We start from the raw sequence: 24,263 nt of genomic DNA, 5'->3' as shown, positions 1-24,263 counted from the left end.
AATGGAGGTAAACGACGCGGTGCCGACTGATCGATCGACTAGATACTTTGCATGGATGGGCGACTTGGAAAAGTTGCGCCCCACGTCCTGCTCGCGGAAAGGATAGCGAACCAGCAACGTACCGTCGGTATGGGACAAACCGATAGCGCCCTCCAGCCCTACGTCGATCTTTCCAAACAACCGCAGGAAGTTTTCAACCCCAAGGTGACCGACACTACGCCGGCAAATTCACCGCGAGGATCATTGAAACGCCGGCTGATGGTGATCCCCCATTCCTGATTGGATCGGCTCATGATTGGCGGACCAATAAAGATCTCACGGGATAGATCGTCACGGTGATGAATGAAATAGGCACGATCAGTGCTGTTCCCCCCGGCTGGAGTCGGCCGGTTGGAGGACATCAACCAGCGCCCCTGATTATCGTATTTGGCGGACGATGCCTTCGGAATAAGTAGCAAGCGTCTGGGTAAGGTTCAAGCCATGGACGTTCACTTCCTCCCGTGCTCGATCTCGAGAAGCCAACACCTCCCAGACAGTCAGTGATGCCAGGGAGCAACCGATAACCAACGCTGCTTCAACTGTTGTAGGCGTCCATCACGGCTCATCTCTTCGAACGCCTTCTGCCAGCGGGCAACCAGGTGAGCGTCCGTCTGCGGGGAGAATGCGATATAGGCGCCCTGTGTCATCAGTGGCAATTGGTAGTGCAGTTCGCCAGGCTCAAGCCCGACCTCATGAGCCAGCGTGGCAATGGTGAGCGTATCCGCGACGATCAGATCTGCCCGTCCCAGGCGTAGCAATCTCATCATCTGCTCTGGGGTTTCCACGCCATACAAATTGCTCATCCCCTGTTTTTTCAGGTAATTGTAAGCCAGCCATTTACGCGGCAGTGCGATCCGGCCGACGGCACTGGCCTCTTGCAGGCTATGTAACGGCTGTGTTTTTCCAGGTCCTGCATACAGCGCCGTTTCGACCTCAAGCAATGGACCTACCCATTGGTAGTGCGACTCGCGTTCGGCCGTACGCAGTACGGTAAAAACCGCAGTGTCTGAGCCTGTGCCCGCGACTTGCAAGGCCCGAAGCAACGGAGCCTGCTCAATATCCACATGATCGCCAGTTCCCTCTGCGAGGGTGCGCACCACATCAACGCCAAACCCCACCAGCTCGTTACCTTGCTGAAAATGCAGGGGAGGATGGTTATCGGTCAGCATGCGCAGATCAGTTGCGGTAGCCGAGTAGGCAAAGAAAAACAGCAAGCAGCCGAGCACCCTTCTCATGAAGCAACCTCAATGTAATGAAGCGCTCAGTTTATGACAGCCCTACTCCAGATGTCTCGGTGGGTACTTTGGCGGCTTGGGGCACCTGCAAACGGCATCGGCCTCACGGGGTATCTGGTTTCACCAGACCACGACACAAACGACAGGGGAACGCTTTGGAAGAGATCGTATTGGCCAACCCAAAATGGGTCTTGAGCAAGCACGGCTAGGCGCGTTCGCGCCGCTATAGTCGATTCTATTGCCGACCGTACTTCCAGGAGCTTTTCCCAGTGCCCGACATGCCGACCCATTTCGCTTACACAAAACGCTTCAACGCCGTACTCGCCTACATTGATGCCAATCTCGAAGGTGACCTGTCGGTGAAGACGTTGAGCCATGTGGCGAACTTTTCGGTGTTTCACTTCCATCGACAATTCACCGCGTTCGTTGGCGTGCCTGTCTCACGTTATGTGCAACTGATGCGACTACGACGCGCGGCACATCGCCTGGCCGCCCTCGCCGATCACTCGGTACTGGACGCCGCACTCGGTGCCGGCTTTGAAAGTCCCGAGGCATTTTGCAGGGCGTTCAGGCGGGCATTCGGTACGACGCCGAGTGCGTTCAGGAAGGAACCGAACTGGCAGGTCTGGAATGCGGTATTCGCAATCCCTCATTTTTCCAGGACCATCATCATGCAAGTACGAATCGTAGATTTCCCTGAAGTCAGGGTAGCAGCGCTTGAACACTGCGGACCACCCGGGCTCGTCAATGAGAGTGTGCGCACCTTCATCAAGTGGCGTATGCAGAGCGGGCAGTCGCCGGTGGCATCGAGTCGCAACTTTGGCATTCCCTATAACAACCCCGATACGACACCACCAGAAGCTTTCCGCTTCGCAATCTGCGGCGAGATTCACGAGGCCGTGGCGCCGAATGAGTTCGGCGTGCACGAGATCGTCATTCCTGCCGGTCGCTGCGTCGTGGTGCGACACGTGGGGTCACCGGATCACATCGGCGAAACGATCTATCCGATTTACCGCGATTGGCTTCCTGCCAGTGGAGAGGAACTGCGTGACCAGCCGTTGTTCTTCAATTACCTGAGCGTCTATCCCGAGACACCACAGGATCAATGGCAAACAGATGTGTATGTTCCGCTGCAATAGCGGAGCAAGCAGAACCTTCGACCCTGAGCTGACGCTGACGAGCGTCCGTTCAGGATCGATGCAGCCTGTCGCGAAAGGCTGCAGCATCCCAGTAAGCAAACGCCTGCCTTTGAACGTGCAGGTCCGGTTTGGCCCATAGCTGAGGTTTGTGTCAGCGCTGTTTGCCCGCGATAGCGCTTTTGACAATGCAATTGCGGACAAACTCTGTTCACGTAGCATTTGCTAATCCTGCGTCGCTTGCCTGCCGCCAAACCGACGCTGAACCTGCGCCACATCCCTGACCGCGCCGCGAGCCGCGTTCGATGTCAGCGCCGCATATGCCTGAAGCGCAGGCGACACTAGTCGCGCCCGTGCAGCTGGCTGCCAGGCTTGCGCCTCCCTGGCATCCATTGAGCGGTAACGCTGGTTCAACGTCGTTTCCTCGACCATCAGTTCAACAGTACGGTTGGGAATATCAATCTTGATCAGATCCCCTGTTTCCACTAGGCCGATCAATCCACCTTCCGCAGCTTCCGGTGATACATGTCCGATGGACAGGCCGGAGCTGCCGCCCGAAAATCGCCCATCCGTCAAAAGAGCACAGGACTTCGCCAGCGCTTTGGATTTGAGATAACTGGTGGGATAGAGCATTTCCTGCATACCAGGACCGCCCTTGGGGCCTTCGTAGCGGATGACCACGACATCGCCCGGCACTACTTGGTCACCGAGGATACCGGCCACGGCCGCTTCCTGGCTTTCGAAGACCACGGCCTTGCCTTTAAACACCAACATGGAGGGGTCGACGCTGGCTGTTTTGACGATACAGCCCTCCGGCGCCAGGTTGCCAAACAGTACCGCGAGGCCTCCGTCCTTGCTGAAGGCTTGTTCAGCGCATCGGATAGCGCCCGTTGACCTGTCTGTATCCAGCGCTTCCCAGCGGGCCGACTGACTGAAAGCCCTCTGGGTGCGGATATTGCCCGGCGCCGCACGGAAAAATGTCTGCACCTGTTCGTCCGGGCTACGGGCGATATCCCAGCGGTCCAGCGCGTCTTTCAAGGTGGGGGCGTGGACGACAGGCAAACCCGTGTCGATCAAGCCAGCACGGTCCAACTCGCCAAGGATCGCCATGATACCCCCGGCTCGATGCACGTTCTCGATGTGCACATTGTTACTGGCGGGCGCCACTTTACACAGCCACGGGACTTGGCGAGACAGCCGGTCAATGTCCGCCATGGTGAAATCCACGCCGCCTTCGCGCGCAGCTGCCAATAGGTGAAGGACGGTGTTGGTCGAGCCGCCCATGGCGATGTCCAGGCTCATGGCGTTTGAAAAAGCAGCTCGGTTGGCAATGTTGCATGGCAATGCCCGCGCATCGTTCTGTTCGTACCAACGCTTGGCTAGCTCGACAATCAGCCGCCCGCTCTGGCGAAACAATCCCTCACGCTCGACATGGGTCGCCAGCACCGTACCATTGCCCGGCAATGCCAGGCCAAGTGCCTCCGTCAGGCAATTCATCGAGTTGGCGGTGAACATACCGGAGCACGAACCGCAGGTAGGGCAGGCAGCGCGCTCGACTGCCGAGACCTCCTCGTCGCTATAGGAGTCATCGGCGGCGATCACCATTGCGTCGATCAGGTCCAGAGACTGGAGCTTGCCTTTGATCACCGCCTTCCCGGCCTCCATCGCACCACCAGAAACGAACACGGTAGGGATGTTCAGGCGCATGGCAGCCATCAGCATGCCGGGGGTGATTTTATCGCAGTTGGAGATGCACACCAGTGCATCGGCGCAATGGGCATTGACCATGTATTCAACGGCATCGGCGATCAGTTCCCGCGATGGCAATGAATAGAGCATGCCGTCGTGGCCCATGGCGATGCCATCGTCGACAGCGATGGTATTGAACTCCTTGGCCACGCCACCGGCCTGCGCCACTTCGCCGGCAACCAGTTGGCCGAGATCCTTGAGGTGTACGTGACCTGGGACAAACTGCGTGAAGCTGTTGGCGATGGCAATGATGGGTTTGCCGAAGTCATCATCCGTCATGCCTGTGGCTCGCCAAAGGCTGCGGGCGCCGGCCATATTGCGGCCGTGGGTGGTGGTTCTCGAACGATAAGCGGGCATTGAGTCCTCCTGGGCTGACGGTATGGACTCAGGCTAACGATTGAGTGGATGATATTAAAATATATTATTTATGGCTTATTAAGTCCCTGGAGATATAAGAGATGGACGTTCGCCAGCTCAGGCACTTTGTAGCTGTCGCCCAGACCTTGCACTTCAGCCTGGCAGCGCAACGCCTGTGCATGACCCAACCACCGCTGAGTCAGTCGATCATGGCGCTGGAGCGCGAAGTCGGCGCTTCGCTGTTCGTACGCACCAAGCGCAGCGTGGCGCTGACTCCGTTCGCCGAGCAATGGCTACCTCAGGTACGGGCCGCGCTCGACGCGATCGATGCGCTTGGTCATACGGCGCAAGCCATTCTTCGGGGCGATGCCGGCACGCTGGAACTGTCTTTTGTCAGTACCGCCGACTACAGCATTCTTCCCGTGCTGGTCCAACGATTTCGCAGCCTGTATCCAACGGTGGAACTATCGCTGATGGAGGCCACCAGTGACCTTCAGATAGCGGCGCTGGTCGAGGGGCAGGGGCACGCGGGCATCGTGATCGCTAACCCTTGGGCCTCTATTCCCGATCGATTGGCCTACCGATCTTTGGTAGTCGAACCACTGATTGCCGCTGTGCCGGAGACGTGGATGCTGGACGGACGCCTGGTCGAGGTTGATGGACGGCTATCTTCAGATGCGATGATCTCTTGCCCCTTGGTGGTATTTCCCAGGCGTGCGGCACCGGCGTTCTATGATCTGGTCACCGGCTACTACACAGCGTGCGGCGGTAGCCTGCATATTGCCCAGCATGCTATCCAGATGCAGACAATCATCAGCTTGGTATCGGCAGGCATGGGCATCGCGCTGGTGCCTGCATCACTGCGTCACCTGGCGCGCTCGGGGGTGCGCTATCTCACGTTGGAGAATAATGCGCCGCATCTGGAAACAGGCCTGGTCTACCGCCGCGACGATACGACACCGACTCTCGCCAACTTCCTGCACGTGGCCAGTCAATTACTCGAACTGGACATAAGCTGATCCCAGGCCGAGCATGGGCGGCCCCTGCCCTTTCGAGAGGAGCAGGGACCTACTACTGAGCGGTCCAAACGGCCAGCTCATAGCCATCTGGATCGATGAAGTGGAACCTGCTTCCGCCAGGGAACGAAAAGGTTTCGCGGGAAATAACAGCCCCCAACGCTTTGAGCCGCTGCTGCGCCCCATCGAGATCATCCGAGTACAAAATGATCAAAGGACCGCCGGGCCGAACGGGCTCCCCCGTAGTGAAGCCCCCCGTCAGGCGACCATCACTGAACTCTGTATAGGCAGGGCCGTAATCGACGAATGTCCAGCCGAACGCCTCGCCGTAGAAGGCTTTGCTACGGGCGATGTCGCCGACGTTGAACTCGATGTTGTCGATCTGTCGGTCTTTACCACGAACGCTCATGGGTGCCTCCTTGGCTGATTTCGGAGAAACGATAATAACGCATCGACCGTTACGGCTCGTAGGCATACCACTGGCATTGCCGGCGGGATAGGAATCACAAAACCAAATCGGCCAGCGCGATTGGACAACCTGGCAAAGGCAGGTGGCGAAGCGCACCATATAGCGGCGCCCAGGGCAGCCGTTCGGTGCATATGTGGCTGCAGACATATGTGTGGCTGCAGCAAGGCAACCCCAGCAAGGTCAATGACAGCTATTACTATTTTGCCGTCGCCGCCACCATCCATGGTTCAAGTCGTTTACCAAAAGCAATCGCGGCCTCAAATGAAGGCGACCCGCTATTTGATGCGGAGTAACCGTTTTCCTGAACGGTTCGCTGCATCGGCTCAAATACAGACCTGAACGTAAACGGCACGTTGATGTTTTCAGCCCCCCTCTGATTGACATAACCTATAAGCATTGCCTGATTATTATGAGTGTAAACCATCGCTCGGACCTGTCCACGGACAATGCTGTATTGAGTCGTATCCGGGTACTTCGCACGCAGGGCTTCGCGGCTTACGCCAGCGTCAACAATGAATAGTCGACTGCTCATACTCTGCTCTCTAGCCAGCGTTGTTGGCTGTTTTTTATTTAATTCGGCGGCTTCCATTTTCCTGGCAACCTCAACCGCGTGTTGATATGCTCGACCATTAAATTCCAAAACTACAAATACCTGTCTGGAATGTTGCTTTTGATAGTAAGCGCGGCCTTGTTCTGTATCGATCGGTGCTGAAACATCAAATCCCAATTCGGCAAGCTTCTCCTTGCCAAACCATCCATCACTGTCCTCTTCGCCGGAAGCCCCCATGCTAAAAGGGCCGGTAGACCTCGCTATCAGTCTTAGCGACATCCCACTATTGTCAGCACCTTCCCTTCCACCATAAGGAACTTGCAATTCACGCTGCGACAACTTAAGCACACTCTCGGGCGTTCCACTTTTGTTGTATGCAACGCCCAGCAGCACGACCACATTTGTGATCAAAATCAACCCTACTCCGGCGATCAACGAGTGTCGACGCGTCCAGTTCATCATTTCGCCTCCCCGGATTGTGCTGTCCTCAACCGCTTGAGAACAACGAGTATGAGCACAGCCGTCAGAGCCAGCACGAAAAAGAACAAATATTTCGGCATAGACGCCCACCACCAATCGTAAAGTTTGGTGTAAAGGAAAACCACGAAAAACGTCATGCCAGTGTTCACCACTTCCGGCCAATAATTTCGTATACCGAGCCAAATTGCGCCGCTGCTAAAAAGGAAGCCTGCGACCTGATAGCAATGTTTGATAAACACGGGATCAGCTTCAAAATAACTGCCACCGCCCCAATTGGCCAATACCAGCATGGGCAGAAACAATGTCAGAAAAGAAAAGACTCGGTATATCACAGCAAACCCGGAAAAATTCCGGTGCGGCACAAATAGCGCCACAAGAAAGAGTAAAATCGCAGCAGGAAAAAAATTCTCTGGTCGATCACCAAGGTCGAGCCAATACATGCCACCCCACGTCCCGGCACGAGCAGCAATGAAGCCAACAAGGCAAAGAATGCCGGCGGCAAGCAGCAAACGCAACTTGCATGTATATGCCAGAAGGAGTGCTAATGCCGCCCAGACAATCAAGGCGTTGTCAGATGAAGTAATATTGAAGATTTGCCCAAGCATCGTAATATCGAGAACGAAACAGGCAAATGCCACCAGGGCCGCTAGTTTAGTGAAGTAACCGGTAGCGTCGTTACTTTGTATCCACATCGTGCCAAGAAAAGTGCCCAGCGGGGCCCATACCAGTGTCGTGACCTGCGCCGGGGTAGAGAGCATCCCCCAGAACTTATAGAAGAGGAAGAAAATGCTTGCCGCCAAGGCCAGCGCCCCCAGAAACGAGGCAGCACGCATGCCGATCGAGAGTTGCCGAGATGCCGTCGTTCGATCGATGTCGAACGAGCGAGTATAGCTGTCCAGCAAGTCGCGATGATGGTAGGCCACCGAGTCCCGCTGCTCTTCTGAAAGCGTAAGTACACCATGCTGCTCAAGCCGTGCCAGCTCTTGCTGGAATACCCTGATATCGTCTGCGCGCTGCTGTGCATCTGTTTGCGTGAATGCGGTCATAGAGACATCCATTTCTGAGGCGAACGCTTGATGGGTAGCTCGAAAACCCGATGCCACGTCGCAACCTAGTCAATCACATGCCGCATGTCCACATTGCGCGATCCAGCCTGTCTCCGATAGGTGAGTAGGCGGTTCCCCATTGCCACAGGTCGTGGAGCCGACGTAGCAGGGAAACGCTGTTGTCATACCTTGTAAACCAGGCCCCCAACGCTGATCAATCCCTCACAATTCGACGCGCTGATTTGACACCGATTACCCCGCATGGCGCCTTGGTACAGGATGATGTTTCTTGCCAGGAGTACGCTGAGCGCGCCCGCGGCCACCCCCGTCGCAGCATCCTCCAGGCTCTCTTCCAGATGATTGAAATTACGTCCCTCGTACTGATTCATTTCGCGGTGCGCGTAGGCGTAAATGCCGCTCACGGCTGCCCTCTGCCCCCATGCGACTATCCCATTCAGGTGGGGGCGCAACGCGTACAACGCCTCGGGACTGACCATTTCAACCAATAGCTTGGGGCTGCCGATTGACGCGATGGCCGCCGGGGTCTTGATCGCTGACTCAGTGCAGCCAAGCAGTTCTGCGACGGCGCCGACAGTGGGCACAGGCCTTTTCACATGATCAGGCTCGACGCTGGTACGCAGCTCATTTCCTGCGTGCGCAAAGGTCAATACCTGTTTGCTCATGGACGTCAGTGCTGACCCTGAGTACTCAGCGACATGATGGGTTTGCATGTAATGCGCAGCCGCCAGGGATGCGTGCAGACAGAGGGGACTTCGAGCATGCGGATAATAAAAATCGAGAACGCACGGTCCGATACCGTCTTCCATTGTGTTGATGAAGACGCAGGCATTGGCCTTCTGTTCGGCTGCGAATTTTTGCCGCTCAGCGACCGACCATTCGGAGGAACCCCTTTGAAAAATGACCAAAGCTTCATTTCCACTGTCCGGGCCTGTTCCGAAACATCTAAATCGCTTTAAGTGCATTTTTTACATTCACACGCGGTGGGTAATGGGTATTCAGGGTAGAGAACGCCACAAGCATCGTCCCATCCGTTTGGGTCAGCTTACTTTTTGTCTAACGGGTGGTTACGTCCGTTACTCACCGGCACCCTGCCCAAGTCTGCCGGGTCAACACCGTCCAAGCAGCCAACGTTGTAGGCGCACTGTGACGGATCGATTCGCCTGATGTGATGGGTGTAAACCCCACAGACGGAGCAGAAATAGTAGCAGGCCTGCTGGGTATTGAAGCGATACGCTTGATCATCGATTTCGTCCTTGTACGACTCGGTTGACTACGTGGTACTCGCAGATTATCGAAGCGCCAGGCTGGGCGCACCTGATTGACCAGGGACTCCGCTTTGCAGGGCTGTCGTGCACTGCATACGCATGCATTCGGCAAAGCCCATGCACGGGAGGAAGAAATGAGTTCAGTCCTTACAACCAAAGCCTGGCTTCTCGCTCACTCGGGTCTGAAGTTCAATAGCCGTGTCAGCCCCCCACCGTGGCAATCAGGGGAGGCTGGATTAGTACGTATCGATGGATAAAGGGGCAAAGGAAGCAAGAGCCGCGAGAAATACGATCAGACGTTCAGGGTGAGAAATGGACATCAGCGTTCCACGGCGAGGTCATAGGGCAGTACAACGATAACATGTTAACTTTATAACTTGAGCCCTTCCCGCTCAGCGCGTGATCACGGTTTGATATTTTTCAGCTCATTGAGCAGAGCCAACAACTGATCCATTTTTTCCGCACCAAACTGTTCCTGGATTTTAAGATAGTTGCTTTCCATGCCTTCGCTCATGGAGACGAAGCATTGTTGGCCTCGCTCTGTCAGCGCGACAAACACACGCCGTTGATCTTGGCTGGACTTCTGCCGACGCACGAGTCCATCGCGCTCCAGACGGGTCAAAACACCCGTCATGCTCGGCTTGAGAATGCATGCCTGCTGCGCAAGTTGATGGCTCTCAAGTTCACCCTGCTGACGCAATATCCGAATGACCCGCCACTGTTGTTCCGTCAGGTCATGCTGGTTAAGCGATGGCCGAAAGAATGCCATCGCAGCCTCACGGGCTTGCAACAGGGTCAGTGTCAGTGAAGGTCTGGGGTTTGCCATAATCGAACTACTTGAGTGGGCGAGTCGGCAGCTTAGTGTCGCCAGCAAGCCGGTGCAAGGTACTGGCCAATGCCCGACCGCTGCCTTGCCAACCTGCTCCACATAACGAATACCGTAGCCCCTTCCCGGGTTGCGACGACCTATGAAAAGTGCAATTCATTCCCTGTAAACGCCATTCTGTCGCACCTGACCTGTTGCCATGATCCAGCGCAAGATCAACGCAATTAACCCGCCAGTTCAGCGCAACCCTGATTGGCGCTGGCGGTACTCTCCCGGAGTGACATGCGCATAGCGTTGGAAAAAACGACTGAAATAGGCTGGGTCCTTGAATCCCAGTTGGTAGCAGATTTCATTGGCCGAGCCACCGGTGAACAGCAACAAGCGCTTGGCTTCCTGCATGACGCGTTCAAGGATCAGTCGCTTCGACGGCAGATCGGCAATACGCCGGCAGACATCGTTGAGCCTGGCCTCGGTCACACCAATGCCATTGGCATAGCGCGACAGCGGCCAATGCTGCAGGTAATGGTCTTCGATCAACTCGTTGAAACGATGAAAGATCCGCAAGTCTTCATGGCGGGCCGGGCGGGCCTCCAAGGAGTTGGCGCAAAGCCTGAGCAGGCTGATCATGATCAACCGCGTCAGGCTGTCCAGCGCCGCTCCGCGTCCCGGGCCTTCAGCATTGATCTCGCTGCACAGCTCTTCGAACAGAAACTCCAACCTCCTGACCTCGGGATGGAACTGCGGTGCCAGCCGCGCCAACGCAACACAAGCGGCCGGCAACTGCGGGCCGGGCGCCAGGCTCGGATCGGCATCGATCAAGCCCCAGACCAACTGCTGACGCACCGTCAGCACATGCCCATCCGCATCCGCTTCGGTGACGAAGGCATGGGCCACCGTCGGTGGCGTGAGGAAAAACATCGGCCCCGACTCGAGGTACTGCCGGTCATCCAGATAGACCCGCACCGCGCCGCTCTTCACGTAATGCACCTGGAAGAACCGGTCGTGGCGATGCACCGGCATGTTGCGACCGAAGAATCCCGCCAGATTGCCGAGTTTGTCGTAGTGCACCTCGGCATCGCTGTAGCGCTGGTCGTAGACCTGACCGATGTTGATATTGGGGATCGGCTGATGATCGATCATCGCTGGAGGCTCTTTCTTGTTGGGGGTGTTGGCCGTGCAAGGGTTTCATCCTGCGCCGGTTTGCCACGGCTCACCAGCGCTGGAAGAGTTTGCCACGCTTGACGATAGTTAACATATTAATTATAACGTTAATAGGTTAACGATTATCCAACGGAGCAGTCACTGCCCCGCCACTGCCAGGAGAAAAGCATGAGCCGTGCCCTGCATGATCTTGCGAACGGCACCCTGTTCGGCGTTGCGCTGAACTACCAGGGGTTGCTGAACCAACGTATCGCCGAATTCGAGCAAGCGCCTTACCAGAAACCGCCCGTCAAACCGGTGCTGTTCATCAAGACGCCCAACACCCGCAATAGCCATGACGGCGTGGTGCTGCATCCCCACGGCGAACGCCTGCAGCCGGGTCCGGCACTGGGTGTGGTGATCGGTAAAAGCGCCAGCCGTGTCAGCGTTGAAAGCGCGCTGGAGCATGTGGCCGGCTACACCATCGTCAATGAGTTCAGCTTGCCGGAAGACAGCTACTACCGTCCGGCCGTCAAGGCCAAGTGCCGTGACGGCTTTTGCGCGCTGGGCCCGGAACTGGTGCCCCATGACCAAGTCGCCAATCCGCATCAGTTGGACCTGAAACTGTTCGTCAACGGTGAGCTGCGCCAGCAGAACTCCACGACCAACTTCGTGCGGGGTATTCCCCAACTGATCGCCGAAATCAGTGAGTTCATGACCCTGCACGAAGGCGATGTGCTGATCACCGGCACCCCGGAAGGCCGTGTCGATGTCCAGCCCGGCGACACCGTCGAAGTCGAAATCAGCGGCCTGGGCCGCCTCGTCAACCACATCGTGGCCGAGTAACAGGAGCTTCCATGAAACACGCCCGTATCCGCTTTGAAGGCGAAGTCCACCAGGTCCAGGTCGAAGCGCAGAACGCCGTGCGCCTGGCTGATGGCCGCCTACTGGCTGAGTCCCAGGTCGAATGGTTGCCGCCGGCCACCGGCAGCATGTTCGCCCTGGGTTTGAACTACGCCGACCACGCCGCCGAACTGGCCTTCAAGCCACCGACCGAGCCCCTGGCCTTCATCAAGTCCCCCGGTACCTACACCGGCCACAACCAGACCACCTGGCGCCCGGATAACGTCGCCTACATGCACTACGAGTGTGAGCTGGTGGCGGTGATCGGCAAGCCAGCCCGCAACGTGAAGCGCGAAGATGCGCTGCAATACCTGGCCGGCTACACGGTGTGCAACGACTACGCGATTCGTGACTACCTGGAAAACTACTACCGGCCCAACCTGCGGGTGAAGAACCGCGACGCCACGACGCCGGTCGGCCCCTGGATCGTCGACGTCACCGATGTGCCGGACCCGAGCAACCTGAAACTGCGCACCTGGATCAACGGCGAACTGCGCCAGGAAGGCTCGACCTCGGACATGATTTTCGACATCCCTTACCTGATCGAATACCTGTCCAGCTTCATGACCCTGCAACCTGGCGACATGATCGCCACGGGCACGCCGGAAGGCCTGGCCGATGTGGTGCCGGGCGATGAAGTGATTGTGGAAGTGGAAGGCGTAGGTCGCCTGGTCAACCGTATCGTCAGCGAAGCGGAGTTCTTCTCCGCCCGGAAAGAGGCTTGAGCACTATGATCAAACATTGGATCGACGGCCGCGAGGTCGAAAGCAAAGACGTGTTCGTCAACTACAACCCGGCCACCGGTGAGGCGATCGGCGAAGTCGCCAGCGGCGGTGCCGAGGAAGTGGCTCAGGCGGTAGCTGCAGCCAAGGAGGCCTTCCCGAAGTGGGCCAATACCCCGGCCAAGGAACGCGCCAAGCTGATGCGCAAGCTCGGTGAACTGATCGAGCAGAATGTTCCGCATTTGGCGGAGCTGGAAACCCTGGACACTGGCCTGCCGATCCATCAGACCAAAAACGTGTTGATCCCGCGTGCCTCGCATAACTTCGATTTCTTCGCCGAAGTCTGCACCCGCATGGACGGTCACAGTTACCCGGTCGACGACCAGATGCTCAATTACACCTTGTACCAACCGGTGGGTGTCTGTGCGCTGGTCTCGCCCTGGAACGTGCCGTTCATGACGGCGACCTGGAAGACCGCGCCGTGCCTGGCACTGGGCAACACCGCTGTACTGAAGATGTCCGAGCTGTCACCGCTGACCGCCAATGAGCTGGGGCGCCTGGCCGTCGAGGCCGGTATTCCCAAGGGTGTGCTCAACGTCATCCAGGGCTACGGTGCCACGGCCGGTGATGCACTGGTCCGCCACCCCGACGTGCGGGCGATCTCCTTCACCGGCGGCACCGCCACCGGCAAGAAAATCATGCAGACCGCCGGCCTGAAAAAGTACTCCATGGAGCTGGGCGGCAAGTCGCCAGTGCTGATCTTCGAAGACGCCGACCTGGACCGCGCCCTCGACGCAGCACTGTTCACCATCTTCTCGCTCAACGGTGAACGCTGCACCGCCGGTAGCCGGATCTTCATTCAGGAAAGCGTCTACCCGCAGTTCGTCGCCGAGTTTGCCGCCCGCGCCAAGCGCCTGATCGTCGGCGACCCGCAGGACCCAAAAACCCAGGTTGGCTCGATGATCACTCAGGCCCACTATGACAAGGTCACTGGCTACATCAAGATCGGTATCGAGGAAGGCGCCACCTTGCTGGCCGGCGGCCTGGCGCGTCCGGCCAACCTGCCGGCGCACCTGAGTCGCGGGCAGTTCATCCAGCCGACGGTGTTCGCCGATGTGAACAACAAGATGCGCATTGCCCAGGAAGAGATCTTTGGTCCGGTGGTGTGCCTGATCCCATTCAAGGATGAAGCCGAGGCCCTGCAGTTGGCCAACGATACCGAATATGGTCTGGCGTCCTATATCTGGACCCAGGACATCGGCAAGGCCCATCGCCTGGCCTACGGCATCGAAGCCGGCATGGTCTTCATCAACAGCCAGAACGTGCGCGACCTGCGTCAGCCGTTCGGTGGGGTGAAAGGTTCCGGTACCGGCCGTGAAGGCGGCCAATACAGCTTCGAAGTCTTCGCCGAAATCAAGAACGTCTGCATCTCCATGGGCAGTCATCACATCCCGCGCTGGGGTGTCTGAACCACCGGTAGCGGCTGTTGAAGACCAGATGGGCCGGACATCGGCTTGTCGCAGACTTCACTGCCCGCCCGATTGAATCGAATAACAACAATTTCAGGAGAATCATCATGGGCGAAGTCGTCCTGGCCGCGAAGATCTGCCACGTTCCATCGATGTACCTGTCCGAACTGCCCGGCAAACATCACGGTTGTCGCGAAGCGGCGATTGCCGGACACAAGGAAATCGGCCGTCGCGCCCGCGAACTGGGGGCCGATACCGCGGTGGTGTTCGACGTGCACTGGCTGGTCAACAGCGGCTATCACATCAACTGCGGCGAGCAGTTCCAGGGTATCTACACCAGCAACGAACTGCCGCACTTCATCAAGAACATGGAATACGCCTACCCGGGCTGCCCGGAACTGGGCGAGTTGATCGCGGCCGAGGCCAATCTGGCCGGGGTCCGCACCATGGCTCACAACATCCCGAGCCTGGAGCTGGAATACGGCACGCTGGTGCCGATGCGCTATATGCACATGGGCGTCCCCGATGAGCAGAAATTCAAGGTGATCTCCATTGCCGCCTGGTGTGCCTGGCACCGCCTGGAAGACAGCTTTGCCTTTGGCGCCGCCGTACGCCGGGCCATCGAGAAGAGCGACCGCAAGGTGCTGGTACTGGCCTCAGGGTCGCTGTCGCACCGTTTCTCCGATGACCGCGAAGCCGAAGCCAACATTCATAACTGGACCCGTGAGTTCGACAAGCAGATGGACCTGCACGTGGTCGAGATGTGGAAGCAAGGCCGCTTCAAGGAATTCTGCGCGATGCTCCCGGACTACGCAGAGCATTGCTTCGGCGAAGGCAAGATGCACGACACGGCCATGCTCCTCGGCCTGCTCGGCGCCCCTGAGTACAACAAGCCGGTGGAAGTGCTGACCGAGCCCTTCGGCAGTTCCGGTACTGGTCAGATCAACGCCATTTTCCCCCTCTGATACGCGCTCGCGGGCCCCCCTTCGGGTGCTCGTGGCCCGGGAGACGCACATGCCGCATTTCATCGCCGAGTACACCGACAACATCGAACAGCAGGCCAACCTGCCCGCGTTATTCGAAAAGGTACACGCCGTCCTGGGAGACAGCGGCGTATTTCCCCTGGGTGGGATTCGCAGTCGCGGAGTGCGCCTGGACACCTGGCGCATGGCAGACGGCAAACACGATTACGCCTTCGTCCATATGACCCTCAAGGTCGGCCACGGGAGGGATCTGCCAACCCGCCGGGCCGTCGCCGAAGCGCTGTTCAAGGTCATCACCGAACATTTCGCCGAACTGCAAGCACAGCGGTTGCTGGCGCTGTCGTTCGAAATGATCGAGCTGCACCCCGAGCTGAACTTCAAACAGAACAACGTGCATGCCTTCCTGAAGAACCAGGCGGGCTGATTCACACACTTGCCGAACACGGTCGTCCTCACAGTAAGAGATCCTCGTCATGCTCGATCAACAGCAAATCCAGCAGGCCGCCGCACAACTGGACCGCGCCGAACGCTCCCGGGAGCAGGTCCGACAATTTTCCCTCGATCACCCGGCGATCACCATTGAAGACGCCTACGCCATCCAGCGCGCCTGGGTCGCCCAGAAGATCAAGGACGGGCGCAAGCTGGTCGGGCACAAGATCGGCCTGACCTCCCGGGCCATGCAAGTGTCCTCGAACATCAGCGAGCCGGATTACGGCGCCCTGCTCGATGACATGTTCTTCGACGAAGGCACCGACATTCCGTTCAAGCGCTTCATTGTGCCGCGGGTGGAAGTGGAGCTCGCGTTTATCCTTGGCAAGCCGCTCAAGGGCCCGAACTGCACGATTTTCGACGTACTCGACGCCACCGAATGGGTGATCCCGGCGCTGGAAATCATCGACGCTCGGATTCAACAGGTCGACCCGCAGACCCAGGCGACCCGCAAGGTCTTCGACACCATTTCCGACAACGCTGCCAACGCCGGTGTGGTCATGGGCGGCCGCGCCGTGCGACCCACCGAGATCGACCTGCGCAAGGTGCCGGCAGTGTTGTACCGCAACGGCGTGATCGAAGAGTCGGGGGTTTCCGCCGCAGTACTCAATCATCCAGCCAAAGGCGTGGCCTGGCTGGCGAACAAGCTGGCGCCTTACGACGTCACCCTGCAACCGGGGCAGATCATCCTTGGCGGCTCCTTTACCCGACCGGTGGCGGCCAGCCCGGGCGACACCTTCCATGTCGACTACGACATGCTGGGCTCTATCTCCTGCCGCTTCGTCTAATCCCTGGAGGACCGACTTATGGACATGCCCATCAACCGCTTCAAGCAACGCCTGCAAAGTGACGAAACACAGATCGGCCTCTGGCTCGGCCTGGCCGATGCCTACTGTGCCGAGTTGGCGGCGAATGCCGGTTTCGATTGGCTGCTGATCGACGGCGAACATGCCCCGAATGACCTGCGCGGGATGCTCGGCCAATTGCAGGCCGTCGCCCCCTACGCGAGCCAGGCGATCATCCGCCCGGTCATCGGCGATACCGCACTGATCAAGCAGGTCCTGGATATCGGTGCCCAAACCTTGCTGGTGCCGATGGTCGAAAGCGCCGTGCAGGCCCGCGAGCTGGTGCGCGCGATTCACTATCCGCCCCAGGGCATTCGCGGTGTTGGCAGTGCACTGGCGCGGGCATCGCGTTGGAACAGCATTCCCGGTTACCTGGAGCAGGCCGATGCACAGATGTGCCTGCTGGTGCAGATCGAGAGCCGTGAAGGCCTGGCCAACCTGGATGCCATCGCTGCGGTCGAGGGAGTCGACGGGGTATTTATCGGTCCGGCGGATTTGAGTGCGTCCATGGGCCATCGTGGCAACCCCGGGCACCCCGAGGTGCAGGCGGCCATCGAGGACGCCATCGTGCGGATCAGGACCGCCGGCAAGGCGGCTGGCATTCTCAGTGCGGACGAGGCACTCGCCCGACGCTATATCGAGCTGGGGGCGGCGTTCGTCGCCGTGGGTGTCGACACCACGGTGCTGATGCGTGGCCTGCAAACCCTCGCGGCCAAATTCAAGGATGCTCCGGCTCCCACGAATACGGGCGGCGTCTATTAAGACAAGGCCTTGACGTGATCCCTTTGGAGCAGGGCTTGCCCGCGTAGCTGTTGACGGCCCCAAGGGCCTTTCGCGAGCAAGCTCTGCTCCCACAGGTTTGATTCAACGCTTGATGGTCTTCAACTCATTGAGCAGCCCGAGCAAAGTCTGCAACTTCTCCTCGCCCAACTGCGCCTGCAACCGCTGATAGTTCTCCTCCATGCACTGGCTCATGGACTCAAAACTGACCTTGCCCTTCTCGGCCAAGCTCACCAGCACACGCCGCTGATCCTGCTCGGCCTTGCGCCGATGGACCATACCCGCCGCCTCCATGCGCACCAGCACGCCGGTCATGCTCGGTTTGAGAATGCAGGCCAGCTCGGCCAGTTGATAGATCTCCAGCTCATCGTGCTGGCTCAGAATGCGGATAACCCGCCATTGCTGCTCGGTCAAACCATGCTGGTTGAGCGAGGGTCGGAAAAAACTCATGGCCGCTTCACGGGCTTGCAAGAGGGTCAACGTCAGGGATTGTCGGGGTTTGAGCATCGGCGTCAGGATCACGGCATATTTAGTTAATAGTTTAACGAAATTCTAGCACTGTCCAACCCATGACACGCCATAACTTGTGGGGCTGGCGAAGGCTCTGGCGCGCTGAATCAAAAAGCCCGGCACAGAGAATCAAGACATCCGGCGCGCCTTGGCCCTTAATAAGCCTTATCCGCGACAGAGCTTCTTGAAGTCCCTGCATTGAGCTTTCCTTCACTTTTTCAGGCTGCGCCATGATCAATATCGAAACGCCTACCTATTACACGGCCACCAAGAAATACAACCTCAGCTTCCCGACCCTGGAACAGGATGTGGAAGCGGACGTCGTGATCATTGGTGGCGGTTTCTCCGGCATCAACACCGCCCTTGAGCTCGCCGAAAAAGGCATCACCAATATCGTCGTGCTGGAAGCGCGTTACCTGGGCTTTGGCGGCACCGGGCGCAATGGCGGGCAGATCATGGCCGGTATCGGTCACGACCTTGAGAAGATCAAGAAGGACGTAGGCGAAGACGGCCTGCGCCAGATCTTCGAAATCAGCGACCTGGGCGCCGACATCATCAAGAACCGCATCGCCAAGTACGACATCGATGCCGATTTCTGCCACGGCTACGGTTACATGGGCTTCAATGCCCGCCAGGAAAAAACCCTGCGGGCCTGGGAAAAAGACTTCAAATCGATCAATACCCAACATGAGATCCGCTTTCTCGGCGGTTCCGACGTCAAGCAGATCATCGGCTCCGACGCCTACAGCAGTGCCCTGCTGCATATGGGCGGTGGCCATGTCCACTCGCTGAACCTGCTACTCGGTGAAGCCAAGGCCGTGGTCAGCCACGGCGTGCGGATTTTCGAGAACAGCCCGGCCCTGGAAGTCAGCTACGGCGAACGCATCACCGTGCGTACCGGACGCGGCTCGGTCAAGGCCAGCAAGCTGCTATGGGCCTGCGACAGCTTCCTCAACAAGCTGGAGCCCGAGCTGCACCGCTCGACCATCAACACCTATGCCTTCCAGATGATGACCGAGCCGCTTTCGGACGAGCTGATCCAGCGTATCAGCCCGATTCGCGGTGCCTACAGCGACATCCGCCCGGTGATCGACTACTACCGTGTCACCAACGAAAACCGCCTGCTGTTCGGCGCCGCCACCCCGCTGGTCGAGCATATCCCCCAGGACCTCAAAGCCTGGAACCGCAACCTGATGCTGAAGATCTTCCCCTACCTCAAGGACGTGAAAATCGACCTGGCCTGGGGCGGCCCGATGGCGTGCAGCCCGAACCTGTTCCCGCAGATCGGCACCCTCCCCGGGCGCCGCAACGCCTTCTACGTCCAAGGCTATTCCGGTTTCGGCGTCACCCCGAGCCACATCATCTGCAAGGTGCTGGCCGAAGGCATGAGTGAAGGCTCGGCACGCTATGACCTGGTCAGTTCGATCCCCCGCCCGACCATCATCGGCAAGGACGCGATCCGCCCAGTGATACTGACCGCCGGCAAATCCTGGCACCAACTCTCGGGTTACTGGAACGGGCGCCGCTAACGCTCAAGGCGCTCTTCCCTTTCAATTTTTACTCATCAGGAGCAACTGCCATGACCCTTACCACCCTCAAGAAAGACATTCAGCTCTCCGAACTCGACGCCTGGGGCACCGTGGCCGACCTCGGTTCGCAGATCCTCGAAGGCGAAGTCAAAGCCTTCGGCAAGATGACCTTCGGCGCCCCTACAGACGCGGTCAGCAGTGCCTACTTCGGCACCACCCAGGGCAAATTCAGAATGGTCTACCCATTCGCCGAGCAAGCCACCGTGGTGACCGGCGAAGTGATCCTGACCGACGAAGCCAGCGGCCAGAGCACCCGTTACAAGGCCGGTGACAGCTGGTTCGTGACCAAAGGCACGCCGGTACTCTGGGAAGTCGTCAGCGAAAGCTTCGTCAAGCACTACTTCGCCGTTGCTTGATCGACACGGCTGCCGGTACCCACCGGCAGCCCCTTGGCGCAGGTCAACAAGCATGAACGCCATCCCCTCCCAAGAAGTCGCCAGCCATTGCCTGCAGGCTTTCACCCAGCTGGTACCTGTAAGTCAGGCGGCTTTCTACCGTGTCGACCGACATCTACAAGCCCGTGACTTCCAATTGCAAGGCATGAGTGACGACATGCATCGCGACTATCTGGACAACTACCGTCAGTTCGACCCACTGCAACCACGCAACTGCCTGTCCAGCGGGCTGACCGTGGTGCCCCTGGGACTGGCCATGTCCCGCCAACCGCCACGGGACAGTCGTCGCTATCAACATTTCCTGCAGCGCTACGGCGTAGTCGACGTGGTGGAGGTCCTCGCCCAGCGCGCCGGTCAGCCGCAGGCGGCGATCTCGCTATTGCGTACCGCCGGACAAGGCGCCTTCACCGGCGATCAACTGGCCCAACTCAATGCCTTGCAATCCCTGCTGCAAATGGCTGTTGCCAACATGCAGCCCTGCGAAGACGCATTGCTCGAACTCACACCCAAGGAGCGCCAGATCGCACTCTTGCTACGCCAGGGCGCCAGCAACAAACAACTGGCCCAGGAGCTTGCAGTGGGTCTGCCGACGATCAAGACCCATCTGATCAACCTGTTCCGCAAGACCGGGGTGAGCAGCCGCACCGAGTTGGTCGTCAGCCTGTTTCTATAGTCCGCTTCAACCATTCGGTTGATGGGCGGGCCACTCGCAGAGCGGCATGATCCGGGAGGTTCATTCACCCAACCGGAGCCTGCTCATGACCACACCCTCAGACTGGATCACCGTTGGCGCCCTGGCCGACGGCTTTGCCCCAGAAGCCTTCATCCTGCCCAACCTGGCCGACCTGCACGGCAAGACCTTCACCCTGTACTTCGCCAATGGCTGGCGGATCGAGCATCGCTTCGACCGTGACACACTGTCCTGGAACGCGGCCGACGGGCACTCCAGCGGGACAGCGGGCTATCGCGCCACCTCGGTACGCCCGGGCCTGTACCTGGTGGACTTCATCAAACGTGAAGGCGCCCGGGCCTGGTCGGTCAGCCTGGTACTCGATACCGCCCACGCGGCCTTCACCGCCGTGGTCGGCCGTATGCCGAGCCAGGAGCAAACCCGTGAAGGCCTTTACAGTCGCGCCCTGGCCAGCAAGCCGCTGACCTCGGTGGAAGTGAATTTCCTGCACGGCAGCCTGGATCAAGCTTGGCAGGAGGGCCACTGCCCTCACGCACCGACCCGCGAACTGATCGGCCTGCGCAACCTGTATCGCTACAGCCCGAGCGAAGTCTACGAACACATCTACCTCAACGATCAGTTCTATGCCTGGCAGTGTCTCAAGGGCGTCGAGCAGGGCCTGTGTGACACCGACCGCTGCCACTATTACAAAATCGCCCATGAGCTGTACCTGTTCGTCTGGCGTGAAAAGATCATTCCGACCCTCGGCCTGGTCCTGATCGACCTGCAACAACACCGTAGTGACGGCAAGATCTTCGGCTATGCCGGGGCGTCCTTCGATGAACTGTCGAACTTTCCCATCAGTTCCTACTGCCAGGTGCTCAACCGTACGGAGTATCCCGATGCTTGAGCCACGTACCGTCGTGATCACCGGTGCTGGAACAGGCATCGGTGCCGCCTGCGCCCGCCTGTACGGCGCCGAAGGCGCCAACCTGGTGCTGATCGGCCGGCGTCGCGAACCGCTGGAACAGGTCGCCGCAGCAACCGGTGGCCTGGTGCTGGTGGGGGACGCCGCCTGCCCAGTCACCTGGGACGGTTTTATCACCCAGATTCGTCAGCGCTACGGCCGGCTCGATGTGCTGCTGGCCTGTGCCGGCGGCCATGGTTTGGGCAATGCCACTCAGACCAGCCCGTCAACCTGGGCAGCGGCGCTACGCAGCAACCTCGACAGCGCCTTTTACAGCGCCCGGGCGTGCCTGCCGCTGCTGCTGGAGAAGGCCGGCAATATCGTGCTGATCGGCTCGATTGCCTCATTGGCAGCGGGGCCGGAAGTCTGCGGCTACACCACAGCCAAGCATGCGTTGCTCGGCCTCAACCGGTCCCTGGCCAGGGATTACGGCCCACGCGGGGTACGCGTGAATGCCGTGTGCCCGGGCTGGGTACGTACGCCGATGGCTGATCAGGAAATGCAGCCGCTGATGGCGTTTTATGACGAGACGCTGCAGCAAGCCTATGACCGGGTCTGTGCCGACGTGCCGTTGCGCCGGCCGGCCAGCGCCGAGGAGGTTGCCAGAGTATGTCGCTTCCTGGCGTCCAGCGAAGCGTCGATCATCACCGGCGCGACCCTGGTGGCCGACGGCGGCTCGAGCATCGTCGACGTACCGACACTGGCCTATACCCATATGGAGCCGTCCCATGCCTGAAGACCTGGATTTCAGCGGTCGTACCGTACTGGTGACTGGCGGTGCCCAGGGCATCGGCCGCGCCATCGTCGAAGCCTTTGCCCTGCGCGGCGCCCATGTGGTGATCGCCGACTTGCAACTGCCCCAGGCTCAAGCGCTGGCCGACGAGTTGTCCGGGCAAGCGTGTCAGGTCGAAGCCGTGTGCGTCGATCTGGCGGATGCCACAGCAGTGTTCGAACGGGTCCAGGATCTGGAGCAACGTCTGGGGCGTCTGGATATCCTGGTGCACAACGCCGGGTATTTTCCGCTGACACCGTTCGCCGAGATCACTCCCGCTATTCTCGAACGTACCCTGGCGGTCAATCTCTCGGCGTTGTTCTGGCTGACCCAGGCGGCGTTGCCGATGTTCCGTCGTCAGGGCCAGGGCTGCGTGCTGGCGACGTCATCGGTCACCGGCCCGCGAGTGGCCTACCCCGGGCTGAGTCACTACGCAGCGTCCAAGGCCGGGGTCAACGGCTTCATCCGCAACGCCGCACTGGAGCTGGCGGGGTACAACGTACGGGTCAACGGCGTCGAGCCGGGCATGATCGCAACGCCGGCCATGGGCAATCTGGGGAATGAGCAACTGAACGAGACGATCGCCACCCGGGTCCCCCTGGGACGGCTGGGCAAGCCTGCGGATATTGCCGGGGCGATGCTGTTCCTGGCATCGGATCTGGCGACTTATATCACCGGACAGACGCTGGTGGTCGATGGTGGCTCGACCTTGCGGGAGGTTTGATACAAGGTTCTTTCCTACTGGAAAGGGGGCTTTGCAAAGCCCCCTATTTACATCCAGAGGTTCACGCAGCGCCCATAGCCTGCTGCAAATGGCTGGAACGAAAATCCTTGGGTGACAGCTCGAACTGTTTCTTGAACGAGCGGCTGAAGTGCGCCGAATCGGTGAAGCCCCACTTGTAGGCGATCGAGGTAATCGACTCGCTGCGCAGGAACGGATTGGTCAGGTCATCGGCGCTGCGTTTGAGCCGGGCCCGCTGTATGTAGCGGCAGACACTGTCGTCCTGCTCTTCGAAGAGCCGATACAAATGCCGCACCGAAATATTCAGGCGATTGGCCAGGCCTACCGGGCTCAGGCCTGGCTGGGTCAGGGACTCATCGATGACTTTCTGCACATAGTTGCGCAGGCTGTTGCCTTGCAGCGGCGCAACCTCATCCCCCGACACCGGGTCCCGCTCGAATGCCGAGCCGAGCAGCGAGACGAACGCCGACTGCAGCGCCTCGCCCTCGCCGACCGCACCCTCACCGACCCAGGTGTCCTTGCACAGCTGATCCATCAGCACATGCAGCATCCGCCCACAGGCCTTGCTTGAGGAAATCTTGCCGAACGTCTTGGATTGGCTGCCGAGTTGTTTGCACACCTCATGGCGTGACAACGAGACCGACACGTGTTCGATCAGTCCCAATGGGCTGATTTCGATGGATCCCGCCGAATCCATGAGCAGCAGGTCACCGGGGGCCAACTGGATACTCTGGCCGTACTGGGTAATCTGGCAATGACCGCCGCGCTGGCTGACCAGAAAGCAATCCTGTTCGTTGTCGTGATCGGCGTTGGGCTTGTCGCGCTTGATCAGCCCGGCATTGGTACGCAAAGTCGCCAAAGGCAGGCCCCCGCGAGAAAACTCGGAGACCTCGCCAATGAACAGCGTGCGGTTGTGGGCCAGTTCTGTGTCGAAATGACCACAGGCTGCTCGCAGATCCCGGGTCCAGGTTTCCAACCCGTCTTGCGCAGACTGATGGATGCTCATGGGGCTCTCCATAATGGCTTCTTGTTTTTGTTGGACAATAGTTAACATGTTATCTATATGTGCGCAACAAGTACGTGATGCCCTATGCAGAA

General features: G+C 58.9%; 25 protein-coding genes and 1 pseudogene. 15 read left to right on the top strand and 11 right to left on the bottom strand.

Annotated features, from left to right (window positions below; translation table 11 throughout):
* Nucleotides 1-3: 3 nt before the first annotated feature.
* Both CWE01_RS33845 and CWE01_RS09470 read right to left on the bottom strand, forming a co-directional pair.
* A pseudogene (locus tag CWE01_RS33845) lies at nucleotides 4-567 on the bottom strand (diguanylate cyclase); the annotation flags it as partial.
* The gene (locus CWE01_RS09470; RefSeq protein ID WP_100940263.1) at nucleotides 537-1,274 is read right to left on the bottom strand and encodes an ABC transporter substrate-binding protein; all 738 of its coding nucleotides are present in this window, start codon (nucleotides 1,272-1,274) and stop codon (nucleotides 537-539) included. The pseudogene CWE01_RS33845 and the gene CWE01_RS09470, both read right to left, overlap by 31 nt.
* Nucleotides 1,275-1,543: 269 nt before the next feature.
* On the opposite strand from CWE01_RS09470, the gene CWE01_RS09465 reads away from it, so the two are divergent.
* On the top strand, nucleotides 1,544-2,413 hold the full coding sequence (locus CWE01_RS09465; RefSeq protein WP_100940262.1) for a GyrI-like domain-containing protein: 870 nt from the start codon (nucleotides 1,544-1,546) through the stop codon (nucleotides 2,411-2,413).
* A gap of 222 nt (nucleotides 2,414-2,635) precedes the next feature.
* Here the strand turns inward: CWE01_RS09465 and ilvD are convergent, their stop codons facing one another.
* A complete protein-coding gene (ilvD, locus tag CWE01_RS09460; RefSeq protein ID WP_100940261.1) occupies nucleotides 2,636-4,516 on the bottom strand; it encodes a dihydroxy-acid dehydratase in 1,881 nt (626 codons plus the stop codon).
* Between the two features lie 101 nt (nucleotides 4,517-4,617).
* Between ilvD and CWE01_RS09455 the strand changes: the two genes are divergently transcribed.
* The gene (locus tag CWE01_RS09455; RefSeq protein WP_100940260.1) at nucleotides 4,618-5,535 is read left to right on the top strand and encodes a LysR family transcriptional regulator; all 918 of its coding nucleotides are present in this window, start codon (nucleotides 4,618-4,620) and stop codon (nucleotides 5,533-5,535) included.
* A gap of 52 nt (nucleotides 5,536-5,587) precedes the next feature.
* Here CWE01_RS09455 and CWE01_RS09450 read toward each other — a convergent pair whose 3' ends face one another.
* The 6 genes from CWE01_RS09450 to hpaA form a co-directional block, all read right to left on the bottom strand.
* Complete coding sequence (locus tag CWE01_RS09450) at nucleotides 5,588-5,941, bottom strand: VOC family protein (RefSeq protein WP_100940259.1); 354 nt, start codon at nucleotides 5,939-5,941, stop codon at nucleotides 5,588-5,590.
* Between the two features lie 256 nt (nucleotides 5,942-6,197).
* Complete coding sequence (locus CWE01_RS09445) at nucleotides 6,198-7,013, bottom strand: DUF4824 family protein (protein ID WP_100940258.1); 816 nt, start codon at nucleotides 7,011-7,013, stop codon at nucleotides 6,198-6,200.
* Nucleotides 7,010-8,077 (bottom strand): DUF2157 domain-containing protein, encoded by a 1,068-nt coding sequence (locus CWE01_RS09440; RefSeq protein WP_100940257.1) that lies wholly within the window; start codon nucleotides 8,075-8,077, stop codon nucleotides 7,010-7,012. Before CWE01_RS09440 ends, CWE01_RS09445 begins: the two co-directional genes overlap by 4 nt.
* 182 nt (nucleotides 8,078-8,259) lie before the next feature.
* Nucleotides 8,260-9,060, bottom strand: coding sequence for a PhzF family phenazine biosynthesis protein (locus CWE01_RS09435; protein WP_100940256.1), 801 nt, complete (start codon nucleotides 9,058-9,060; stop codon nucleotides 8,260-8,262).
* Between the two features lie 706 nt (nucleotides 9,061-9,766).
* Nucleotides 9,767-10,189: a homoprotocatechuate degradation operon regulator HpaR gene (gene hpaR, locus CWE01_RS09430; protein ID WP_100940255.1), complete on the bottom strand. Its 423-nt coding sequence runs from the start codon at nucleotides 10,187-10,189 to the stop codon at nucleotides 9,767-9,769.
* 237 nt (nucleotides 10,190-10,426) lie between these two features.
* On the bottom strand, nucleotides 10,427-11,329 hold the full coding sequence (gene hpaA / locus CWE01_RS09425) for a 4-hydroxyphenylacetate catabolism regulatory protein HpaA (RefSeq protein WP_100940254.1): 903 nt from the start codon (nucleotides 11,327-11,329) through the stop codon (nucleotides 10,427-10,429).
* A 189-nt stretch (nucleotides 11,330-11,518) separates the two neighbouring features.
* On the opposite strand from hpaA, the gene CWE01_RS09420 reads away from it, so the two are divergent.
* The 7 genes from CWE01_RS09420 to hpaI all read left to right on the top strand — a co-directional run bounded on the left by CWE01_RS09420 (nucleotide 11,519) and on the right by hpaI (nucleotide 17,502).
* Nucleotides 11,519-12,175 carry a fumarylacetoacetate hydrolase family protein gene (locus tag CWE01_RS09420; RefSeq protein ID WP_100940253.1) on the top strand — a complete coding sequence of 219 codons (657 nt, stop codon included), beginning with the start codon at nucleotides 11,519-11,521 and terminating at the stop codon, nucleotides 12,173-12,175.
* Nucleotides 12,176-12,186: 11 nt separating this feature from the next.
* Nucleotides 12,187-12,957: a fumarylacetoacetate hydrolase family protein gene (locus tag CWE01_RS09415; RefSeq protein ID WP_100940252.1), complete on the top strand. Its 771-nt coding sequence runs from the start codon at nucleotides 12,187-12,189 to the stop codon at nucleotides 12,955-12,957.
* 5 nt (nucleotides 12,958-12,962) lie between these two features.
* Nucleotides 12,963-14,423 (top strand): 5-carboxymethyl-2-hydroxymuconate semialdehyde dehydrogenase, encoded by a 1,461-nt coding sequence (gene hpaE / locus CWE01_RS09410; protein WP_100940251.1) that lies wholly within the window; start codon nucleotides 12,963-12,965, stop codon nucleotides 14,421-14,423.
* A 107-nt stretch (nucleotides 14,424-14,530) separates the two neighbouring features.
* A complete protein-coding gene (gene hpaD, locus CWE01_RS09405) occupies nucleotides 14,531-15,388 on the top strand; it encodes a 3,4-dihydroxyphenylacetate 2,3-dioxygenase (protein WP_100940250.1) in 858 nt (285 codons plus the stop codon).
* 49 nt (nucleotides 15,389-15,437) lie between these two features.
* Nucleotides 15,438-15,830 carry a 5-carboxymethyl-2-hydroxymuconate Delta-isomerase gene (locus CWE01_RS09400; RefSeq protein ID WP_100940249.1) on the top strand — a complete coding sequence of 131 codons (393 nt, stop codon included), beginning with the start codon at nucleotides 15,438-15,440 and terminating at the stop codon, nucleotides 15,828-15,830.
* A gap of 49 nt (nucleotides 15,831-15,879) precedes the next feature.
* On the top strand, nucleotides 15,880-16,683 hold the full coding sequence (gene hpaH / locus CWE01_RS09395; RefSeq protein WP_100940248.1) for a 2-oxo-hept-4-ene-1,7-dioate hydratase: 804 nt from the start codon (nucleotides 15,880-15,882) through the stop codon (nucleotides 16,681-16,683).
* Nucleotides 16,684-16,701: 18 nt separating this feature from the next.
* Entirely contained in the window at nucleotides 16,702-17,502 is an 801-nt protein-coding gene (hpaI, locus tag CWE01_RS09390) for a 4-hydroxy-2-oxoheptanedioate aldolase (protein ID WP_100940247.1), read from the top strand.
* 102 nt (nucleotides 17,503-17,604) lie between these two features.
* Here the strand turns inward: hpaI and hpaR (CWE01_RS09385) are convergent, their stop codons facing one another.
* Nucleotides 17,605-18,027 (bottom strand): homoprotocatechuate degradation operon regulator HpaR, encoded by a 423-nt coding sequence (hpaR, locus tag CWE01_RS09385; RefSeq protein WP_100940319.1) that lies wholly within the window; start codon nucleotides 18,025-18,027, stop codon nucleotides 17,605-17,607.
* Between the two features lie 233 nt (nucleotides 18,028-18,260).
* Here hpaR (CWE01_RS09385) and CWE01_RS09380 point away from each other — a divergent pair, with 233 nt between their 5' ends.
* From CWE01_RS09380 to CWE01_RS09355, 6 genes are all read left to right on the top strand, one after another.
* Nucleotides 18,261-19,559, top strand: coding sequence for an FAD-binding oxidoreductase (locus tag CWE01_RS09380; RefSeq protein WP_100940246.1), 1,299 nt, complete (start codon nucleotides 18,261-18,263; stop codon nucleotides 19,557-19,559).
* A 50-nt stretch (nucleotides 19,560-19,609) separates the two neighbouring features.
* Complete coding sequence (locus CWE01_RS09375; RefSeq protein WP_100940245.1) at nucleotides 19,610-19,975, top strand: cupin domain-containing protein; 366 nt, start codon at nucleotides 19,610-19,612, stop codon at nucleotides 19,973-19,975.
* 52 nt (nucleotides 19,976-20,027) lie between these two features.
* Entirely contained in the window at nucleotides 20,028-20,687 is a 660-nt protein-coding gene (locus CWE01_RS09370) for a helix-turn-helix transcriptional regulator (protein WP_100940244.1), read from the top strand.
* Between the two features lie 85 nt (nucleotides 20,688-20,772).
* Complete coding sequence (locus CWE01_RS09365; RefSeq protein WP_100940243.1) at nucleotides 20,773-21,594, top strand: molybdenum cofactor biosynthesis F family protein; 822 nt, start codon at nucleotides 20,773-20,775, stop codon at nucleotides 21,592-21,594.
* A complete protein-coding gene (locus CWE01_RS09360) occupies nucleotides 21,587-22,387 on the top strand; it encodes an SDR family NAD(P)-dependent oxidoreductase (protein ID WP_100940242.1) in 801 nt (266 codons plus the stop codon). Before CWE01_RS09365 ends, CWE01_RS09360 begins: the two co-directional genes overlap by 8 nt.
* Nucleotides 22,380-23,147 carry an SDR family oxidoreductase gene (locus tag CWE01_RS09355; protein ID WP_100940241.1) on the top strand — a complete coding sequence of 256 codons (768 nt, stop codon included), beginning with the start codon at nucleotides 22,380-22,382 and terminating at the stop codon, nucleotides 23,145-23,147. Before CWE01_RS09360 ends, CWE01_RS09355 begins: the two co-directional genes overlap by 8 nt.
* Before the next feature lie 61 nt (nucleotides 23,148-23,208).
* Here CWE01_RS09355 and feaR read toward each other — a convergent pair whose 3' ends face one another.
* A complete protein-coding gene (feaR, locus tag CWE01_RS09350) occupies nucleotides 23,209-24,171 on the bottom strand; it encodes a transcriptional regulator FeaR (RefSeq protein ID WP_100940240.1) in 963 nt (320 codons plus the stop codon).
* Between the last annotated feature and the right edge of the window lie 92 nt (nucleotides 24,172-24,263).

It is taken from the genome of Pseudomonas sp. QS1027, from assembly GCF_002814235.1.
Taxonomy (GTDB): Bacteria; Pseudomonadota; Gammaproteobacteria; order Pseudomonadales; family Pseudomonadaceae; genus Aquipseudomonas.
Note: the sequence above shows the minus strand (reverse complement) of the source record. Positions and strands in the feature narration are given on the sequence as shown.

Excerpts from the sequence above, each read along its gene's own strand:
- CWE01_RS09440 (WP_100940257.1), bottom strand. The coding sequence starts at position 8,077 with ATGACCGCATTCACGCAAACAGATGCACAGCAGCGCGCAGACGATATC.
- ilvD (WP_100940261.1), bottom strand. The coding sequence starts at position 4,516 with ATGCCCGCTTATCGTTCGAGAACCACCACCCACGGCCGCAATATGGCC.
- hpaR (WP_100940319.1), bottom strand. The coding sequence starts at position 18,027 with ATGCTCAAACCCCGACAATCCCTGACGTTGACCCTCTTGCAAGCCCGT.
- feaR (WP_100940240.1), bottom strand. The coding sequence starts at position 24,171 with ATGAGCATCCATCAGTCTGCGCAAGACGGGTTGGAAACCTGGACCCGG.
- CWE01_RS09435 (WP_100940256.1), bottom strand. The coding sequence starts at position 9,060 with ATGCACTTAAAGCGATTTAGATGTTTCGGAACAGGCCCGGACAGTGGA.
- hpaE (WP_100940251.1), top strand. The coding sequence starts at position 12,963 with ATGATCAAACATTGGATCGACGGCCGCGAGGTCGAAAGCAAAGACGTG.
- CWE01_RS09415 (WP_100940252.1), top strand. The coding sequence starts at position 12,187 with ATGAAACACGCCCGTATCCGCTTTGAAGGCGAAGTCCACCAGGTCCAG.
- CWE01_RS09445 (WP_100940258.1), bottom strand. The coding sequence starts at position 7,013 with ATGATGAACTGGACGCGTCGACACTCGTTGATCGCCGGAGTAGGGTTG.
- CWE01_RS09365 (WP_100940243.1), top strand. The coding sequence starts at position 20,773 with ATGACCACACCCTCAGACTGGATCACCGTTGGCGCCCTGGCCGACGGC.
- CWE01_RS09400 (WP_100940249.1), top strand. The coding sequence starts at position 15,438 with ATGCCGCATTTCATCGCCGAGTACACCGACAACATCGAACAGCAGGCC.
- hpaI (WP_100940247.1), top strand. The coding sequence starts at position 16,702 with ATGGACATGCCCATCAACCGCTTCAAGCAACGCCTGCAAAGTGACGAA.
- hpaR (WP_100940255.1), bottom strand. The coding sequence starts at position 10,189 with ATGGCAAACCCCAGACCTTCACTGACACTGACCCTGTTGCAAGCCCGT.
- CWE01_RS09360 (WP_100940242.1), top strand. The coding sequence starts at position 21,587 with ATGCTTGAGCCACGTACCGTCGTGATCACCGGTGCTGGAACAGGCATC.
- hpaA (WP_100940254.1), bottom strand. The coding sequence starts at position 11,329 with ATGATCGATCATCAGCCGATCCCCAATATCAACATCGGTCAGGTCTAC.
- CWE01_RS09420 (WP_100940253.1), top strand. The coding sequence starts at position 11,519 with ATGAGCCGTGCCCTGCATGATCTTGCGAACGGCACCCTGTTCGGCGTT.
- hpaD (WP_100940250.1), top strand. The coding sequence starts at position 14,531 with ATGGGCGAAGTCGTCCTGGCCGCGAAGATCTGCCACGTTCCATCGATG.
- CWE01_RS09370 (WP_100940244.1), top strand. The coding sequence starts at position 20,028 with ATGAACGCCATCCCCTCCCAAGAAGTCGCCAGCCATTGCCTGCAGGCT.
- CWE01_RS09355 (WP_100940241.1), top strand. The coding sequence starts at position 22,380 with ATGCCTGAAGACCTGGATTTCAGCGGTCGTACCGTACTGGTGACTGGC.
- CWE01_RS09470 (WP_100940263.1), bottom strand. The coding sequence starts at position 1,274 with ATGAGAAGGGTGCTCGGCTGCTTGCTGTTTTTCTTTGCCTACTCGGCT.
- CWE01_RS09455 (WP_100940260.1), top strand. The coding sequence starts at position 4,618 with ATGGACGTTCGCCAGCTCAGGCACTTTGTAGCTGTCGCCCAGACCTTG.
- hpaH (WP_100940248.1), top strand. The coding sequence starts at position 15,880 with ATGCTCGATCAACAGCAAATCCAGCAGGCCGCCGCACAACTGGACCGC.
- CWE01_RS09450 (WP_100940259.1), bottom strand. The coding sequence starts at position 5,941 with ATGAGCGTTCGTGGTAAAGACCGACAGATCGACAACATCGAGTTCAAC.
- CWE01_RS09375 (WP_100940245.1), top strand. The coding sequence starts at position 19,610 with ATGACCCTTACCACCCTCAAGAAAGACATTCAGCTCTCCGAACTCGAC.
- CWE01_RS09380 (WP_100940246.1), top strand. The coding sequence starts at position 18,261 with ATGATCAATATCGAAACGCCTACCTATTACACGGCCACCAAGAAATAC.